Raw genomic sequence first — 14703 nt, 5'->3', positions numbered from 1 at the left:
GTTGCGATCTTGTAGGGCCGGTTGGCCAGGGGAAGCGTTATCAGTGCGCGCTGCTGTAGCGGCGTACCCCTGATTCACTGTGTGGAATCTGCGCGGCGGTGCTGCCCGAGGCTTGGAATAGCACCAGGTGTTCCGCGGCGACCCGAATCCCCACATCCGCTCCAACCTGATGATCGGCATGGCTGGGGAAGATCGACTCCAGCAGGCTGCCAGTCGGCAGTTGCAGGCGATATAGGGTCGAGGCACCGAGAAAGGTCTTGCCGACGATCCGCGCTTTCAGAGTGCTGTCCGGCGCATAGACGATATCGTCGGGGCGCAGCAGTACGTCCACCGCTCCACCGGACGGCCAGGTGTAGGCCCGGTTGCCCTGCAGCACACCCAGTTCGGTCTGCACCGATTCCGGGCTGCTCAACTGGCCACGAATGAAGTAGCCCTGGCCAATGAAACTGGCGACAAAGGGCGTCTGCGGCTCGTGATAGAGGTTGTAGGGGGTATCCCACTGCTCCAGGCGGCCTTCCTTGAACACCCCGACCTGATCGCTCACGGCAAAGGCTTCTTCCTGGTCGTGGGTGACCAGGATGGCACTGGTACCCCGAGCCTTGAGGATGTCACGCACCTCATGGCTGAGCTTGCGGCGCAATTCGCCATCGAGATTGGAGAAGGGCTCGTCCAGCAGCAGCAGTTGGGGTTCCGGTGCCAGGGCGCGGGCCAGAGCCACCCGTTGTTGTTGGCCGCCAGACAGTTCGTGGGGGAAGCGCTGACCGAGGTTCTTCAGGTTGACCAGTTCCAGCAATTCAGCGACCACACGGTCTTTCTGTGGGTGCTTGCGAATGCCGAAGGCAATGTTGTCCGCCACACACAGATGTGGGAACAGGGCGTAGTCCTGGAACACCATGCCGATCCGGCGTTTCTCCGGCGCCAGGGTGAAGCCGGCGCTGGAGATGGTTTCGCCGGCCAACTGGATCTCGCCCTCGTGTACGGGCTCGAATCCGGCGATGGCCCGCAGGGTGGTGGTCTTGCCGCAGCCGGATGAACCCAGCAGGCAACCGATATCACCGGCATTGAGGTGCAGATTGAGGTTCTGCACCACCCGTTGGTCCTGATAGCCGCATGCCAGATTGCGCAGGTTCAGCAGTAATGGCTGGCTCATGCGTGGTGGTACGCCGGTTCGACAAGAAACTCGAGCAGGGCCTTTTGCGCATGGAGACGGTTTTCCGCCTGGTCCCAAGCCACCGAACGTGGGTCGTCCAGCAGGTCGAGGCTGATTTCCTCGCCGCGGTGGGCGGGCAGGCAATGCATGAACAGTACGTCCGGCGCGGCCAGGTCGAGCAGGGCGCGGTTTACCTGGAATGGCGCGAACAGCTTGAGGCGCTTGGCGGTTTCCTCTTCCTGGCCCATGGAGGTCCAGACGTCGGTGCTCACCAGGTGGGCGCCGGTTACCGCTTCGCGAGGATCGCGGACGATGGTCACGCGATCGCCGGCCAGAGCGACAAACTCGGGGTTGGGTTCGTAGCCTTCAGGGCAAGCGACGCGCAGTTGGAAATCGAACTGCATGGCCGCTTCTATATAGCTGTTGCACATGTTGTTGCCATCGCCGATCCAGGCCACGGTCTTGCCTTGGATCGAACCGCGATGTTCAAGGAAAGTCTGCATGTCCGCCAACAGTTGGCAGGGGTGCAGGTCATCGGACAGGCCGTTGATCACCGGTACCCGGGAGTTGGCCGCAAATTCGGTCAGGGTGCTATGGGCAAAGGTACGGATCATCACTGCGTCGAGCATGCGCGACATGACGATGGCGCAGTCGCCGATGGGCTCGCCGCGTCCCAGTTGGGTATCCCGTGGCGAAAGGAAGATGGCCTGGCCGCCCAGTTGGATCATGCCGGCTTCGAAAGACAGTCGGGTACGGGTCGACGACTTCTCGAAAATCATGCCGAGCACACGATTTTTCAAGGGCTCGAAGAGTACGCCGCGGTTACGCAGGTCCTTCAGCTCGATGCCTCGACGAATCACACTGACCAGCTCTTCGGGCGTGCAATCCATCAGGGAGAGAAAGTGCCTTGCGCTCATCATTAACTACCTTTTTGCAACGGACCGCAGATTCTCAAAGCCTTGTTTAATCGAACAACGGGCTGGACCTGCGGCGAAAGCCGCACGGGGCGACGAAATAGGGGAAGGCGCGATCTTATAATTAAATGTCGCGTCTTACCAATAGTGCTACGGCGATTACGGGCAAGAGAGGTCAGGACGCGATTGCGCTGACGCTTTTGAGACCAGTTTCCAGACAGCAGCCAGGCATTTGTACACTGCTCTGGCGCGCCTTGGCAATCCAGCGGGGCGCCGGCTGTTCGCTTGCAGTCGTTTTCTGACCTGTGGGCCGAGGTCGCTGCCATGGGCATGCCGAGGAGGTGTCAGTCTGAAACATTTCCTAATGCAAAGTACTGCGGTTACCAAGGCGAATCTGCGGCCGGGATAGATGCGCGATGGAATCCAAGGAGCAGCAACTGATGGCGCTTTTGGGGGAGGATATGGCCCGGACACTCACTGACATGACCGCCTCAGTGACAGCCCTTTTTTGAATTGCTGCTCAATTGCTGCCGATGGCCTGCTGCGCTTGGCGCCGAACTGACAGCACTGATCATGGCTGGGGCTGATGGCCCTGAATTCATGGGGCGAACGTCGCTGGTGTCAGCAGCGGTCAGCCGCCATAGTTTTTGCTTCCAGCGGCCCCCTATGGGTTGCCTTCAAACAATAGAGACTGGCCATGACCAAGACTCTCCATCACCGTGCCTGCCACTTGTGCGAAGCGATCTGCGGCCTGACCCTGGAAGTCACCGAGGAAGAGGGTGGCGCTCCGCGCATTACCTCGATCAAGGGGGACGCTCAGGACAGCTTCAGTCGCGGCCACATCTGCCCCAAGGCTGTGGCCCTGCAGGATATTCAGAATGACCCCGATCGCCTGCGTCAGCCGGTGCGGCGCGTGGGCAATGAATGGCAGCCGATCGAGTGGGACGAGGCTTTCGCCCTGGTAGCCGAAAGGCTGGCGAGCATCCAGCAGCGTCATGGCAATAATGCGGTGGCGGTCTATCAGGGCAACCCCAGCGTTCACAACTACGGGCTGATGACTCACAGCAACTACTTCCTTGGCCAGCTCAAGACCCGTAACCGTTTCTCGGCCACGTCGGTCGACCAGTTGCCCCAGCACCTGACCAGCTACCTGATGTATGGCCACGGTCTGCTGCTGCCGATTCCGGACATCGACCACACCGACTTCATGCTGATCCTCGGCGGCAATCCCTTGGCGTCCAACGGCAGCATCATGACGGTGCCGGACGTGGAAAAGCGTTTGAGGGCAATCCAGGCTCGTGGTGGCAAGGTGGTGGTGGTCGATCCTCGGCGCAGTGAAACGGCGGCCATGGCCGATCAGCATCTGTTCATCCGTCCTGGAGGCGATGTGGCCTTGCTGTTTGGCCTGTTGAACACGATTCTTGAGGAAGGGCTGATTCGCGACAGTCATCTGCAAGTCGATGGATTGGCAGAGGTGCGCCAGGCGATTTCCCGCTTCACCGCAGAGGCCATGAGCCCGCTGTGTGCGATTGCGGCGCCGCAGATTCGGCAGTTGGCCCGGGAGTTCGCCTCGGCGGAGCGAGCGGTCTGTTATGGGCGCATGGGGGTTTCGACCCAAGCCTTCGGTACGTTGTGCCATTGGTTGCTGCAACTGCTCAATCTGATCACCGGCAACCTTGACCGGGTAGGTGGGGCCCTGTGTACCGAGCCGGCGGTGGATCTGGTAGCGGCGACTTCGGGGGGGCATTTCAACCTTTGGCAGAGTCGGGTTTCCGGGCTTCCGGAGTATGGCGGCGAGCTGCCTGTATCGGCCCTGGCCGAAGAGATGCTCACTGAGGGCGAGGGGCAGGTTCGGGCATTGATCACCGTGGCAGGCAACCCGGTGTTGTCCACACCCAATGGCCGGCAGTTGGAGCAAGCACTGGACGGGTTGGAGTTCATGCTCAGCATCGACTTGTACATCAATGAGACGACCCGTTATGCCGACTTGATCCTGCCGTCCACCTCGGCTCTGGAGAACGATCACTACGACACCACGTTCAATCTCCTTGCAGTACGCAATGTCAGTCGCTTCAACCGGGCGATCCTGCCCAAGCCTGCGGGTGCGCTGCACGACTGGGAGATCTTTGTCGGCCTGGCCAAAGCGTTTGCCGCGAAAACCGAACAACCGCTGAAGCCGACCATCCCCCCTGCGCAGATGATTGACATGGGGTTGCGAGCCGGTGCCTACGGCGATGCATCGCCGCTCAAACTGTCCTTGGGAACACTGGACCAGTATCCCCACGGTATTGATCTGGGGGCGCTGCAGCCGAATCTGGCGGCACGCTTGAAAACCGAGAATCGGCGGATTCAGGCGGCGCCAGCGCCGATCATGGCGGATCTGGCGCGATTTGCCGCCTTGAGCGTGCCGCCGTTGGATGAGTTGCTGCTGATTGGCCGTCGCCATGTACGCAGTAACAACTCGTGGATGCACAACTATCACCGCCTGGTGAAGGGCAAGCCCCGTCACCAGTTGCTGATGCACCCGGATGACCTGGCCAGTCGCGGGCTGAATGACGGCCAGCGGGTGAGAATCAGCTCTCGGGTTGGTGCGGTGGAGGTAGAGGTGCTGGCCAGCACTGAAATGATGCCGGGGGTGGTGAGCTTGCCTCATGGTTGGGGGCACGGGCGCCCAGGGGTGCAACTGAGCATTGCCATGGCGCAGCCCGGTTGCAGCGCCAATGACCTGACCGATGAGCGTCAGCTTGATGCGTTGTCTGGGAATGCGGCGTTGAACGGGGTGCCAGTCAAGGTGGAAGCGGCCTGAGATGTCTGTCGGAGAGGCCGAGCAGGGCGCTCAGGTTTCCGTTACAATGCGCCACCGTGCCGACAACAGCGTCGGAAAGTTCAGCCGAGGTGTTCCATGGATATCATCGAAACTATTAAAGAGCAGATTGCCAACAACACCATTCTGCTTTACATGAAAGGCTCGCCGAATGCCCCGCAGTGTGGCTTCTCCGCGAAAGCCGCCCAGGCCGTAATGGGCTGTGGTGAGAAGTTCGCTTATGTGGACATCCTGCAGAACCCGGAAATTCGCGCCAACCTGCCTAAGTACGCCAACTGGCCGACCTTCCCACAGCTGTGGGTGGCAGGTGAGCTGGTCGGTGGTAGCGACATCATGGCTGAGATGTTTGCCAACGGTGAATTGCAGACTCTGATCAAGGACGCAGCCGAAAAAGCCGCGGCCAAGACTGAAGCCTGACGCGAACATATCCGCGTAATAAAAAGCCCCGCCTCTCTTTCGAGGGCGGGGCTTTTTATTGCGTGAGTATTACGAGTTAAGTTACTCGTCACCCATTTGTGATTGCAGATAGTTCTCGATGCCGACTTTATCGATCAGGCCCAATTGGGTTTCCAGCCAGTCGATGTGTTCTTCTTCGGATTCAAGAATATCTTCCAGCAGTTCACGGCTGCCGAAGTCGCTCACCGACTCACAATGGGCGATGGCTGCCTTGAGGTCTGCATGGCCGGTGCGTTCGATACGCAGGTCGCACTCCAGCATTTCCTTGGTGTGTTCGCCGATGTGCAGCTTGCCCAGGTCCTGAACGTTCGGCAGGCCTTCGAGGAAGAGAATGCGCTTGATTAGCTTGTCCGCATGCTTCATCTCGTCGATGGACTCGTGGTACTCGTGCTTGCCCAGCTTGTTCAGGCCCCAATCTTCATACATGCGTGCATGCAAGAAGTACTGATTGATCGCGACCAGTTCATTGGCAAGGATTTTATTGAGATGCTGGATGACTGTAATGTCGCCTTTCATGATGGGGTCCTGCCCTTTAATTAGTGGAATAAGGACAGAGTCTGAGCCGCGCAAACATTACTGTCAAACCTAAGTTATTGAATAATATATGAAAATTAATCGGAATAAGAATGTTTGTGTTCCGCGTTTTGACCCTAAGCGATTGAATTACAGGCATAAAAAAACCGGACGCTAGGTCCGGTTGTTTAAAACAGTGCTATTTATCCGAGAAATCAGGCGACATTAAATTCTACTGGATAGGGAATTGCTGCCTGGCTGCTCTGCAGTTCGGTCAGGGTCTCGCGGACCACTTGCTTGGCCAGGCATGCGCATTTACCACATTGGCTGGCGACGCCGGTTGCCTGACGCACATCGCGGTAGCTGCAGCAACCTTCATAGATGGCTTCGCGAATTTGTCCGTCGGTGACACCGGTGCAGAGGCAGACATACATAGGATGAGAACCGTCGCTGGTTAGGGCTCAATTGCGATGGATCTTAATGTTAACGAGAATGATTGTCAAAGTGGTTTCGGCGACCTTTGTTGCAGTTTCCTACCAGGGTGACGAACGGTTTTGTTCGCGATAGTGACAGATGATTCGCATTTTTCGCTTTGTGAGCCGGGCTGATGAAAAACCGTTAAGGACAGCTCAAAGACGCGGTGTATGATGGCCGGTCCTTGCGAAGCGGGGTCAGGTCACGGAGCTGTCGCATCCGCGTGGCAGACTCAAGGCCAATCCCCTTCTTCATTACTACGTCCACACCAGGAGATACCCAATGAGCGTACTCGTAGGCAAACAAGCCCCTGACTTCACCGTACCGGCCGTTCTCGGCAATGGCGAAATCGTTGACAGCTTCACCCTGTCCTCGGCCATCAAAGGCAAATACGGCCTGGTGTTCTTCTATCCACTGGACTTCACCTTCGTTTGCCCGTCCGAGCTGATCGCCCTGGACCACCGCATGGCTGACTTCAAGGCACGTAACGTGGAAGTGATCGCTGTTTCGATCGACTCGCACTTCACCCACAACGCCTGGCGTAACACCCCGATCAATGCCGGTGGCATCGGTCAGGTTCAATACATCATGGCGGCTGACATGAAGCACGACATCGCCAAGGCCTACGACGTTGAGTCCGAAGGCGGCGTGGCTTTCCGTGGCGCGTTCCTGATCGACGACAAAGGCGTTGTTCGTTCGCAGATCGTCAACGACCTGCCACTGGGCCGTAACATGGAAGAGCTGATCCGTCTGGTTGACGCTCTGCAATTCCACGAAGAGCACGGCGAAGTCTGCCCTGCCAACTGGAAAAAAGGTGACAAAGGCATGACCGCTTCGCCAGAAGGCGTTGCTGCTTACCTGAGCGAGAACGCTGGCAAGCTGTAAGCCAGGCGTCACGCATAAAAAAACCGGCCTCAGGGCCGGTTTTTTTATGCAGGCAATTCAACCCGACGAAGAATTGATCAGTCGTCGAAATCCTGCCAGCCGCCCATTTGTTTCCAGCGGTTGACGATGCCGCAGAACAGCTCGGCAGTCTTCTCGGTGTCGTAGCGGGCCGAGTGAGCCTCGCGACCGTCGAAGTCGATATCCGCGCTCTGACAGGCCTTGGCCAAAACGGTCTGTCCATAAGCCAGGCCAGCCAGGGTGGCGGTGTCGAAGCTGGAGAACGGGTGGAACGGATTGCGCTTCATATCCAGGCGCGCCACAGCGGCGTTGAGGAAGCCCAGGTCGAAACTGCTGTTGTGGCCCACCAGGATGGCGCGTTTGCAACCATTGGCTTTCAGCGCCTTGCGCACCCCACGGAAAATATCGGTCAGTGCAGTTTCCTCGCTGACGGCCATGCGCAGCGGGTGGTCGAGCTTGATCCCGGTGAACTCCAGGGCCGCGGCTTCGATGTTCGCGCCTTCAAAAGGCTCGACCCGGAAGAAATAGGTGTGTTCCGGGAACACGAAGCCTTTTTCATCCATGCCGATAGTGGTGGCGGCAATCTCCAGCAGGGCGTCGGTGGCCGAGTTGAAGCCGCCGGTTTCAACGTCGACGACTACCGGCAGGTAACCGCGAAAACGAGCTGCCATCGGGTGTCGAGGGCCGCCGCCGTTACCTTCTTGTTCGTCGTCGAAATGGTCGTCACTCACGAGTGATCCTCCAGCAGGCGCCAGCGCAGTTTTTCACCGGCGCGCAGCGGAATGACAGTCAGCTCACCGAACGGCAGGCTGGCGGGGGCGGTCCATTCTTCACGAACCAGGGTGATGCGATCGGTGTTGGCCGGCAGGCCGTAGAAGCGCGGGCCGTTGAGGCTGGCAAAGGCTTCCAGTTTGTCCAGGGCATTGCGCTGTTCGAACGCTTCAGCGTACAGCTCGATCGCGGCATAGGCGCTGTAGCAGCCGGCGCAACCGCAAGCGGCCTCCTTGGCGTGCTGGGCATGAGGCGCCGAGTCGGTGCCGAGGAAGAACTTCTCGCTGCCACTGGTGGCCGCATCCAGCAGAGCTTCCTGGTGGGTGTTGCGCTTGAGAATCGGCAGGCAATAGAAGTGCGGGCGAATACCGCCCACCAGCATGTGGTTGCGGTTGTACAGCAGGTGGTGCGCGGTGATGGTTGCGCCGACGTTGGCCGAAGCCTCCTTGACGAACTGCACGGCTTCACCGGTGGTGATGTGTTCGAACACCACTTTCAGACTGGGGAAGCGCTCGACCACGCGACGCATATGCTCGTCGATGAAGATTTTCTCGCGGTCGAAGACGTCGACGTCGCCGCGGGTCACTTCACCGTGAATCAGCAGCGGCAGGCCGACTTCGGCCATCGCTTCGAGCACCGGGAAGATCTTGTCGATGCTGGTCACGCCCGAGTCCGAGTTGGTGGTCGCGCCGGCCGGGTACAGCTTGGCGGCGTGCACGAAACCGCTGGCCTTGGCTGCGCGGATCTCGTCCGGCTGGGTGCGGTCGGTCAGGTAGAGCACCATCAGCGGCTCGAAGCGGCTGCCGGCCGGGCGCGCAGCTAGAATACGCTGGCGATAGGCGTCGGCTTCCGCGGCGTTGCGCACCGGAGGTACCAGGTTGGGCATGATGATGGCGCGGCCAAAGGTGCGCGCGACATCTGCGACTGTATTGGGCAACACGGCACCATCGCGAAGATGAATATGCCAGTCGTCGGGACGCAGCAGGGTCAGGCGGTCGGACATTGGAGGTTCCAGGCGGGTAAAACTCGGGGGGAATGCTACCGGAAAAGACTCTTCCAGGCACTCGCTATCAAGTTTTGCGACGAGCAACCGATATCCCGAAGGTATGGCGTATTAACGCCTGTCGATTTTTCTGTTGTACACGTCAGTGGAGCCTCCCGTGCGCCAGCGTTATCTAGCCTTGCTCAGTGTGTTTGCCAGCCTGCCCGCGATGGCTCTCACTTTCCAGACCCGTCTGGAGAGCATTGAGTGGACGGTCGAAGGTGACAAATTCGAGTGCCGCTTGATCCAGCCCGTCACCGATTTCGGTTCCGGCGAATTCGTTCGCCGCGCCGGTGAGCAGGCGATTTTTCGCCTCAAGAGTTTCAACCCGATGCAGGCAGGTGGCTCGGCGACGCTGCTTGCGGCCGCGGCGCCCTGGCAGCCGGGGCGTGGCGACATCAACCTCGGGGCGGTCAAGGCCGGCACGGATGGGGTGCTGTACAACAGCAATCAGATGCAGGCCGGTCGCCTGATCATCGGTTTGCTGGAGGGGCGTAGTCCGGTGGTCCGGCATTTTTCCCGCGAGGGTGGGGTTTCCGAGGTGCGCCTGCTTCCGGTGAAATTCAGCAAGGCCTACAGCGACTATCAAAGCTGCATGACCAAACTGCTGCCGATGAACTACGAACAGGTGAAACAGGGCGAGATCGGGTTCCCGGGCGGCGGTATCGAACTCGATGCTCGGGCCAAGGCGAAGTTGCAGGTGATGGTGGACTTCATCAAGGCCGATCCGACGGTCAATCACGTCGAACTGGACGGCCACTCTGACAACAGCGGCAATCGCTTGACCAACCGCGACCTGTCCCGCCGCCGGGCCTTGGCGGTGATGGAGTTCTTCAAGGCCAACGGTTTGGCGGAAAACCAGATTGTGGTGCGCTTCCATGGTGAGCGTTATCCTCTGGCTCCCAACACCAATCCTGCCAACCGAGCGAAGAATCGCCGGGTCAATGTGCATCTGGAACGGGTCGCCCCCACCGAAAAACCGGCTCCGGCGCCTCAGGCCACCTCCGGTTCCAGTGCTGCGGCGACTTCCTGATACGGCTGTCGTCGTCGCGCGCTCGACATAATCTGTCGCTTGGTCGTCATAAGCTGTCGCGCCTCTGTAAATTATCCTCGTGGATCGGTAGACTCGACGGCTTTCCGTACAACCCCGTGGAGTGATGGCATGGCGGACGTAAACAAGGTCGTTCTGGCGTATTCGGGCGGCCTGGACACTTCGGTGATCCTCAAGTGGCTGCAGGATACTTACAACTGTGAAGTAGTGACTTTCACTGCTGACCTGGGCCAAGGCGAAGAGGTCGAGCCGGCCCGCGCCAAGGCGCAAGCCATGGGCGTCAAAGAGATCTACATCGACGATCTGCGCGAAGAGTTCGTGCGTGATTTCGTTTTCCCGATGTTCCGCGCCAACACCGTCTACGAAGGCGAGTACCTGCTGGGTACTTCCATCGCTCGTCCGTTGATCGCCAAGCGTTTGATCGAAATCGCCAACGAGACTGGCGCGGATGCCATTTCCCATGGCGCCACCGGCAAGGGCAACGATCAGGTGCGTTTCGAGCTGGGCGCCTATGCCCTCAAACCAGGGGTCAAAGTGATTGCCCCTTGGCGTGAGTGGGACCTGCTGTCCCGCGAGAAACTGATGGACTACGCCGAGAAGCACGGTATCCCGATCGAGCGTCACGGTAAGAAGAAGTCGCCGTACTCGATGGATGCCAACCTGCTGCACATCTCCTATGAAGGCGGCGTGCTGGAAGACACCTGGACCGAGCACGAAGAAGACATGTGGCGCTGGACCGTCTCCCCGGAGAAGGCTCCTGACACCCCGCAATACCTGGAGCTGACCTACCGCAACGGTGACATCGTCGCCATCGACGGCGTGGAAATGACTCCGGCTACCGTGCTGGCGACCCTGAACCGCATCGGTGGTGAACACGGCATCGGTCGTCTGGACATCGTCGAGAACCGTTACGTGGGCATGAAGTCCCGTGGCTGCTACGAGACCCCGGGTGGCACCATCATGCTGCGCGCCCACCGCGCCATCGAGTCCATTACCCTGGACCGCGAAGTGGCTCACCTCAAAGACGAGTTGATGCCCAAGTACGCCAGCCTGATCTACACCGGCTACTGGTGGAGCCCTGAGCGTCTGATGCTGCAACAGATGATCGACGCCTCCCAGGCCCACGTGAACGGTGTAGTGCGCCTGAAGCTGTACAAGGGCAACGTGATCGTTACCGGTCGCAAGTCCGATGAGTCGCTGTTCGACGCCAACATCGCCACCTTCGAAGAAGACGGTGGTGCTTACAACCAGGCGGACGCAGCAGGCTTTATCAAGCTCAACGCATTGCGCATGCGTATCGCTGCAAACAAGGGCCGGACCCTGGTCTGATACCTTGAGTTGCTAAAAGAACCCCGCGATAAGCGGGGTTTTTTTTGCTTCTGATTAATGGTGCCTACGGGCAGAGGCTGAGTAGGGCAGTTGATTGAACGAAGAAGTGCTATTGAGTGCAGTTTGTTAATCACCCTCCCGCTGCTGAAAGTGCTGCCTGATGATGTGGCTTTTAGTACGAAAAGTAGCTGATCTAGCGATTAATCTTAAGCGCTTTTCCAGTTAAGTGACCTTTATCTAAATTTTTTTGTAAGGTAAATCGGTATTGTTTGTAAGGATCGTCCTCGTAGGGTCGTAGCCCCTGGTAGCACGGTGTCAGAGTCAATTCTCTGGGGTATTGTGCGGGCTCTAAAAAACTCTAAGGACTTGGATGGACCTATGAAAAGAGTATTGATCGTGGATGATCATCCTGTTATTCGCCTGGCTGTGCGTATGTTGATGGAACGCCATGGTTTTGAAGTAGTAGCAGAAGCAGATAACGGCACGGATGCTTTAAAGTTGGCTCTTGAATATGTTCCCGATATTTTGATTTTGGATATTGGTATCCCACAACTTGATGGGCTTGAAGTTATAACCCGCCTGATGTCCAGAGGCATGCCGATCAAAATTCTAGTGTTGACCCTGCAAGTTCCCGGACCCTTTTCCATGCGTTGCATGCAGGCCGGGGCCGCCGGCTACGTGTGCAAGCAGCAGGACATTACCGAACTGATCAGTGCGGTGCGGGCGGTGCTGGCAGGTTACAGCTACTTTCCCAACGAGGCGTTGCACACCTTTCGTTCCAGTCAGGGCATCAGCAGCGAGGAAGAAATGATCGAGCTTCTTTCAGGGCGTGAGTTGATCGTATTGAAGCAGCTCACCAATGGCATGAGTAACAAGGAAATCGCCGAGGGCTTGTGTTTGAGCAACAAGACCGTCAGCACTTACAAGCGGCGGTTGTTGGCCAAGCTCAACGCTCGTTCATTGGTTGACCTGATCGAATTTGCCCAGCGCCATCAGTTGGTATGAGTGTGGATGACTGAAGCGACAGCCTGAATGGAGCAATCTGCTAATTCGGAACGGACCGGTCATGCCGAGGGGCTGACCGGTCGAGTTTCAGGGCGAGAGAGGCACAAAAAAACCTCCGTCTGGAGGTTCTTTTGTGACTAGAGGTCAAAGTCGTAATCGGCCAGTTGTTTCTGCAGCCGTCGTTCTTCCAGAAGATTGTCGATGGTTCTGCGCTTGCTCAGATTGGTTTTCGCCACCTCGACCACCGGTTCAGCATCGTCTGTGTCTGCTGCGATGAAGTCTTCTTCCACGTCCAGTTGTTCTTTGCCAGTGCTCATAAGGTCAACTCCAGGCTAAGACTGCCATTGGCGCTCCTTATATCGATATTCTCCTGGCGGGTAAAAAAGATTTTTTCAATCGACTCATCAACAAAATCAATGCTGCCTCAATCGTCAGAAGTCTTTTGCTTGTACTCGCACAGGTCTTCGATTCGACAGCTACCGCAACGTGGCTTACGGGCCAGGCAGACGTAGCGACCGTGAAGGATCAGCCAGTGATGGGAGTCCAGCAGAAACTCCTTGGGTACAAACTTCAGCAGTTTTTTTTCCACTTCCACTACATTCTTGCCCGGGGCCAGCCCGGTGCGGTTGCTGACCCGGAAGATGTGGGTGTCCACGGCCATGGTCAATTGCCGGAAAGCGGTGTTGAGGACCACATTGGCGGTCTTGCGGCCGACGCCGGGCAAGGCTTCCAGCTCCTCCCGGGTCTGTGGCACTTCACTGTTGTGGCGTTCCACCAGCAGGCGGCAGGTCTCGATGACGTTCTTGGCCTTGCTGTTGTACAGGCCAATGGTCTTGATGTATTCGGACAGGCCCTCGACCCCCAGTGCATGGATAGCTGCCGGTGTATTGGCCACGGGGAAGAGTTTGGCGGTCGCCTTGTTGACCCCGACGTCGGTCGATTGCGCCGAAAGAATCACCGCGATCAGCAACTCGAACGGCGAGGAGTAGGCCAGTTCGGTTTTTGGTTCGGGGTTGTCTTCGTGAAGTCGGCGAAATATTTCCAGGCGTTTGGCGGCATTCATCGGTGGTTCATTTCCTCGAAGGCGGTCGGTTGAAGGATGAAGAGGTGGTCCAGGCCCGCTTTGCCGCCAGCAGCAGGCCAAGCAGGATAAAACCCCCAGGGGCCAGAGTCAGCAGGCGCAATCCGCCTTGGGGCAGCAACACCCAACCGGCGCTATCTCCGGGCAGGCCGGCGAGCCAGCCCAGATGGCTGCCCAGGGCGCCGGTGCCCAGCAATTCGCGCAACGCGCCCACCAGCACCAGCGCGCCACAGAAACCTGCAGTTAGGCGTAGCCGGTCGCGGTGCTGGAAGAAGCCCGCCTGTTCCAATATCACGCATTGCAGGGGCAGCAGGCCCAGGTACAGGCTCAACTGCTGGTGCAACTCATAACTCCAGGCTTGCACCACCAGCCACAGCCAACTGCCGAGAGTGGCGGCGAGCAACAGGCTGGCCAGCCACTGCTGACGGCTTTGCAAATGTGGCCGCAGCAGGCCCATGCCGGCCCCGAAGGTCCCGATCAGCAGCGTGGACGCCAGAGCCAGGCCCAGGGCCTTGACCCAGGAATCCGTGGCCCCGATCAACGGCGTCAGCATCAGCAGGCCCGGCAAGGACAGTGGCTTACTCATCGGCGGCTCCCGAAAGCAGTTGCTGACGATGCTCATCGAAGTAGCGCAGGGCATCGTGCAGGGCGCTGATCACCGCGCGGGAGGTGATGGTGGCGCCGGCGATCTGATCGAACTGGCCATTGTCCTTTTTCAGGGCCCAGGCAGCATCGTCCGAGGACGTGCGGGATTTGCCGGAAAACCCCTGCAGCCAGGCGTTGGGCTGTTCGGCGATGCGGCCTCCCAGGCCTGGGGTTTCATCCTGCTTGAGCGTCTTGCTGCCCTGCAGGCGGCCATGGCTGTCGATGGCGATCAGCAGCTCGATGGGGCCAGCGTAACCGTTCACTCGAGTGCGTAGCAGCACGGCACTGGGCTGACCCGCGCGGGTGGCCAGGTAGCCATCCAGCAAGCGGCTGTTGTCCAGTTGCACATCCCTCAAGGGCAGTGGTTGCTCCAGTGGCTGGTTGTCGTAGCTTGCCGCAGGCAGCAGGTCGAGTAACTTGCGGGCCTGCAACGCCCGTTGCTCGGCGGCGATGCGCGGTGCGCCAGCGTATTGCAGCCACAGGGTGGCGCCCACGCCGAGAACGCCGAGCAGCACCAGCAGGAGCAGACCGCGCGTTCTCTTCAT

At 58.7% G+C, this 14703-nt stretch carries 16 protein-coding genes; 6 read left to right on the top strand and 10 right to left on the bottom strand.

What is annotated here, in order from left to right; translation table 11 throughout:
* Window positions 1-40: 40 nt before the first annotated feature.
* Together PQT43_RS08725 and argF are read right to left on the bottom strand one after the other, a co-directional pair.
* Window positions 41-1150: an ABC transporter ATP-binding protein gene (locus PQT43_RS08725; RefSeq protein ID WP_102880750.1), complete on the bottom strand. Its 1110-nt coding sequence runs from the start codon at window positions 1148-1150 to the stop codon at window positions 41-43.
* Window positions 1147-2067, bottom strand: a complete 921-nt coding sequence (argF, locus tag PQT43_RS08720; RefSeq protein ID WP_102860479.1) for an ornithine carbamoyltransferase — start codon at window positions 2065-2067, stop codon at window positions 1147-1149. The genes PQT43_RS08725 and argF overlap by 4 nt, the downstream gene beginning before the upstream one ends.
* 694 nt (window positions 2068-2761) lie before the next feature.
* Here argF and PQT43_RS08715 point away from each other — a divergent pair.
* Window positions 2762-4870, top strand: coding sequence for a molybdopterin oxidoreductase family protein (locus PQT43_RS08715; RefSeq protein ID WP_267268819.1), 2109 nt, complete (start codon window positions 2762-2764; stop codon window positions 4868-4870).
* A 96-nt stretch (window positions 4871-4966) separates the two neighbouring features.
* Window positions 4967-5305, top strand: a complete 339-nt coding sequence (gene grxD, locus PQT43_RS08710) for a Grx4 family monothiol glutaredoxin (RefSeq protein ID WP_075121425.1) — start codon at window positions 4967-4969, stop codon at window positions 5303-5305.
* Window positions 5306-5386: 81 nt separating this feature from the next.
* On the opposite strand, the gene bfr is transcribed toward grxD, so the two are convergent.
* Together bfr and PQT43_RS08700 are read right to left on the bottom strand one after the other, a co-directional pair.
* On the bottom strand, window positions 5387-5860 hold the full coding sequence (bfr, locus tag PQT43_RS08705) for a bacterioferritin (RefSeq protein ID WP_025129649.1): 474 nt from the start codon (window positions 5858-5860) through the stop codon (window positions 5387-5389).
* Window positions 5861-6072: 212 nt separating this feature from the next.
* The gene (locus PQT43_RS08700; protein ID WP_102860481.1) at window positions 6073-6291 is read right to left on the bottom strand and encodes a bacterioferritin-associated ferredoxin; all 219 of its coding nucleotides are present in this window, start codon (window positions 6289-6291) and stop codon (window positions 6073-6075) included.
* 322 nt (window positions 6292-6613) lie between these two features.
* Here PQT43_RS08700 and PQT43_RS08695 point away from each other — a divergent pair, with 322 nt between their 5' ends.
* Window positions 6614-7216, top strand: coding sequence for a peroxiredoxin (locus PQT43_RS08695; protein WP_007922432.1), 603 nt, complete (start codon window positions 6614-6616; stop codon window positions 7214-7216).
* Window positions 7217-7293: 77 nt separating this feature from the next.
* Here the strand turns inward: PQT43_RS08695 and rnt are convergent, their stop codons facing one another.
* Both rnt and pyrC read right to left on the bottom strand, forming a co-directional pair.
* The gene (rnt, locus tag PQT43_RS08690; RefSeq protein WP_102860482.1) at window positions 7294-7965 is read right to left on the bottom strand and encodes a ribonuclease T; all 672 of its coding nucleotides are present in this window, start codon (window positions 7963-7965) and stop codon (window positions 7294-7296) included.
* Window positions 7962-9008 carry a dihydroorotase gene (pyrC, locus tag PQT43_RS08685; RefSeq protein WP_123726050.1) on the bottom strand — a complete coding sequence of 349 codons (1047 nt, stop codon included), beginning with the start codon at window positions 9006-9008 and terminating at the stop codon, window positions 7962-7964. The genes rnt and pyrC overlap by 4 nt, the downstream gene beginning before the upstream one ends.
* Before the next feature lie 157 nt (window positions 9009-9165).
* Between pyrC and PQT43_RS08680 the strand changes: the two genes are divergently transcribed.
* The 3 genes from PQT43_RS08680 (at window position 9166) to PQT43_RS08670 (ending at window position 12432) form a co-directional block, all read left to right on the top strand.
* Window positions 9166-10080 carry a flagellar protein MotY gene (locus tag PQT43_RS08680; RefSeq protein WP_102860484.1) on the top strand — a complete coding sequence of 305 codons (915 nt, stop codon included), beginning with the start codon at window positions 9166-9168 and terminating at the stop codon, window positions 10078-10080.
* Between the two features lie 129 nt (window positions 10081-10209).
* Window positions 10210-11427: an argininosuccinate synthase gene (locus tag PQT43_RS08675; RefSeq protein WP_102880745.1), complete on the top strand. Its 1218-nt coding sequence runs from the start codon at window positions 10210-10212 to the stop codon at window positions 11425-11427.
* 378 nt (window positions 11428-11805) lie between these two features.
* Window positions 11806-12432 carry a response regulator transcription factor gene (locus PQT43_RS08670; RefSeq protein ID WP_102860486.1) on the top strand — a complete coding sequence of 209 codons (627 nt, stop codon included), beginning with the start codon at window positions 11806-11808 and terminating at the stop codon, window positions 12430-12432.
* 137 nt (window positions 12433-12569) lie between these two features.
* On the opposite strand, the gene PQT43_RS08665 is transcribed toward PQT43_RS08670, so the two are convergent.
* The 4 genes from PQT43_RS08665 to PQT43_RS08650 all read right to left on the bottom strand — a co-directional run bounded on the left by PQT43_RS08665 (window position 12570) and on the right by PQT43_RS08650 (window position 14703).
* On the bottom strand, window positions 12570-12749 hold the full coding sequence (locus PQT43_RS08665; RefSeq protein ID WP_102860487.1) for a PA3496 family putative envelope integrity protein: 180 nt from the start codon (window positions 12747-12749) through the stop codon (window positions 12570-12572).
* A gap of 107 nt (window positions 12750-12856) precedes the next feature.
* Window positions 12857-13495, bottom strand: a complete 639-nt coding sequence (gene nth / locus PQT43_RS08660) for an endonuclease III (RefSeq protein WP_060840796.1) — start codon at window positions 13493-13495, stop codon at window positions 12857-12859.
* 7 nt (window positions 13496-13502) lie between these two features.
* Window positions 13503-14099, bottom strand: coding sequence for an Rnf-Nqr domain containing protein (locus PQT43_RS08655; protein ID WP_213665877.1), 597 nt, complete (start codon window positions 14097-14099; stop codon window positions 13503-13505).
* Window positions 14092-14703: an RnfABCDGE type electron transport complex subunit G gene (locus PQT43_RS08650; protein ID WP_272753717.1), complete on the bottom strand. Its 612-nt coding sequence runs from the start codon at window positions 14701-14703 to the stop codon at window positions 14092-14094. Before PQT43_RS08650 ends, PQT43_RS08655 begins: the two co-directional genes overlap by 8 nt.

Origin of the sequence: Pseudomonas sp. BLCC-B112 (assembly GCF_028550695.1) — a bacterium.
Lineage (GTDB): Bacteria > Pseudomonadota > Gammaproteobacteria > Pseudomonadales > Pseudomonadaceae > Aquipseudomonas > Aquipseudomonas danubii.
Note: the sequence above shows the minus strand (reverse complement) of the source record. Positions and strands in the feature narration are given on the sequence as shown.

Excerpts from the sequence above, each read along its gene's own strand:
- PQT43_RS08725 (WP_102880750.1), bottom strand. The coding sequence starts at position 1,150 with ATGAGCCAGCCATTACTGCTGAACCTGCGCAATCTGGCATGCGGCTAT.
- argF (WP_102860479.1), bottom strand. The coding sequence starts at position 2,067 with ATGAGCGCAAGGCACTTTCTCTCCCTGATGGATTGCACGCCCGAAGAG.
- PQT43_RS08715 (WP_267268819.1), top strand. The coding sequence starts at position 2,762 with ATGACCAAGACTCTCCATCACCGTGCCTGCCACTTGTGCGAAGCGATC.
- grxD (WP_075121425.1), top strand. The coding sequence starts at position 4,967 with ATGGATATCATCGAAACTATTAAAGAGCAGATTGCCAACAACACCATT.
- bfr (WP_025129649.1), bottom strand. The coding sequence starts at position 5,860 with ATGAAAGGCGACATTACAGTCATCCAGCATCTCAATAAAATCCTTGCC.
- PQT43_RS08700 (WP_102860481.1), bottom strand. The coding sequence starts at position 6,291 with ATGTATGTCTGCCTCTGCACCGGTGTCACCGACGGACAAATTCGCGAA.
- PQT43_RS08695 (WP_007922432.1), top strand. The coding sequence starts at position 6,614 with ATGAGCGTACTCGTAGGCAAACAAGCCCCTGACTTCACCGTACCGGCC.
- pyrC (WP_123726050.1), bottom strand. The coding sequence starts at position 9,008 with ATGTCCGACCGCCTGACCCTGCTGCGTCCCGACGACTGGCATATTCAT.
- PQT43_RS08675 (WP_102880745.1), top strand. The coding sequence starts at position 10,210 with ATGGCGGACGTAAACAAGGTCGTTCTGGCGTATTCGGGCGGCCTGGAC.
- PQT43_RS08670 (WP_102860486.1), top strand. The coding sequence starts at position 11,806 with ATGAAAAGAGTATTGATCGTGGATGATCATCCTGTTATTCGCCTGGCT.
- PQT43_RS08665 (WP_102860487.1), bottom strand. The coding sequence starts at position 12,749 with ATGAGCACTGGCAAAGAACAACTGGACGTGGAAGAAGACTTCATCGCA.
- nth (WP_060840796.1), bottom strand. The coding sequence starts at position 13,495 with ATGAATGCCGCCAAACGCCTGGAAATATTTCGCCGACTTCACGAAGAC.
- PQT43_RS08655 (WP_213665877.1), bottom strand. The coding sequence starts at position 14,099 with ATGAGTAAGCCACTGTCCTTGCCGGGCCTGCTGATGCTGACGCCGTTG.
- PQT43_RS08650 (WP_272753717.1), bottom strand. The coding sequence starts at position 14,703 with ATGAAGAGAACGCGCGGTCTGCTCCTGCTGGTGCTGCTCGGCGTTCTC.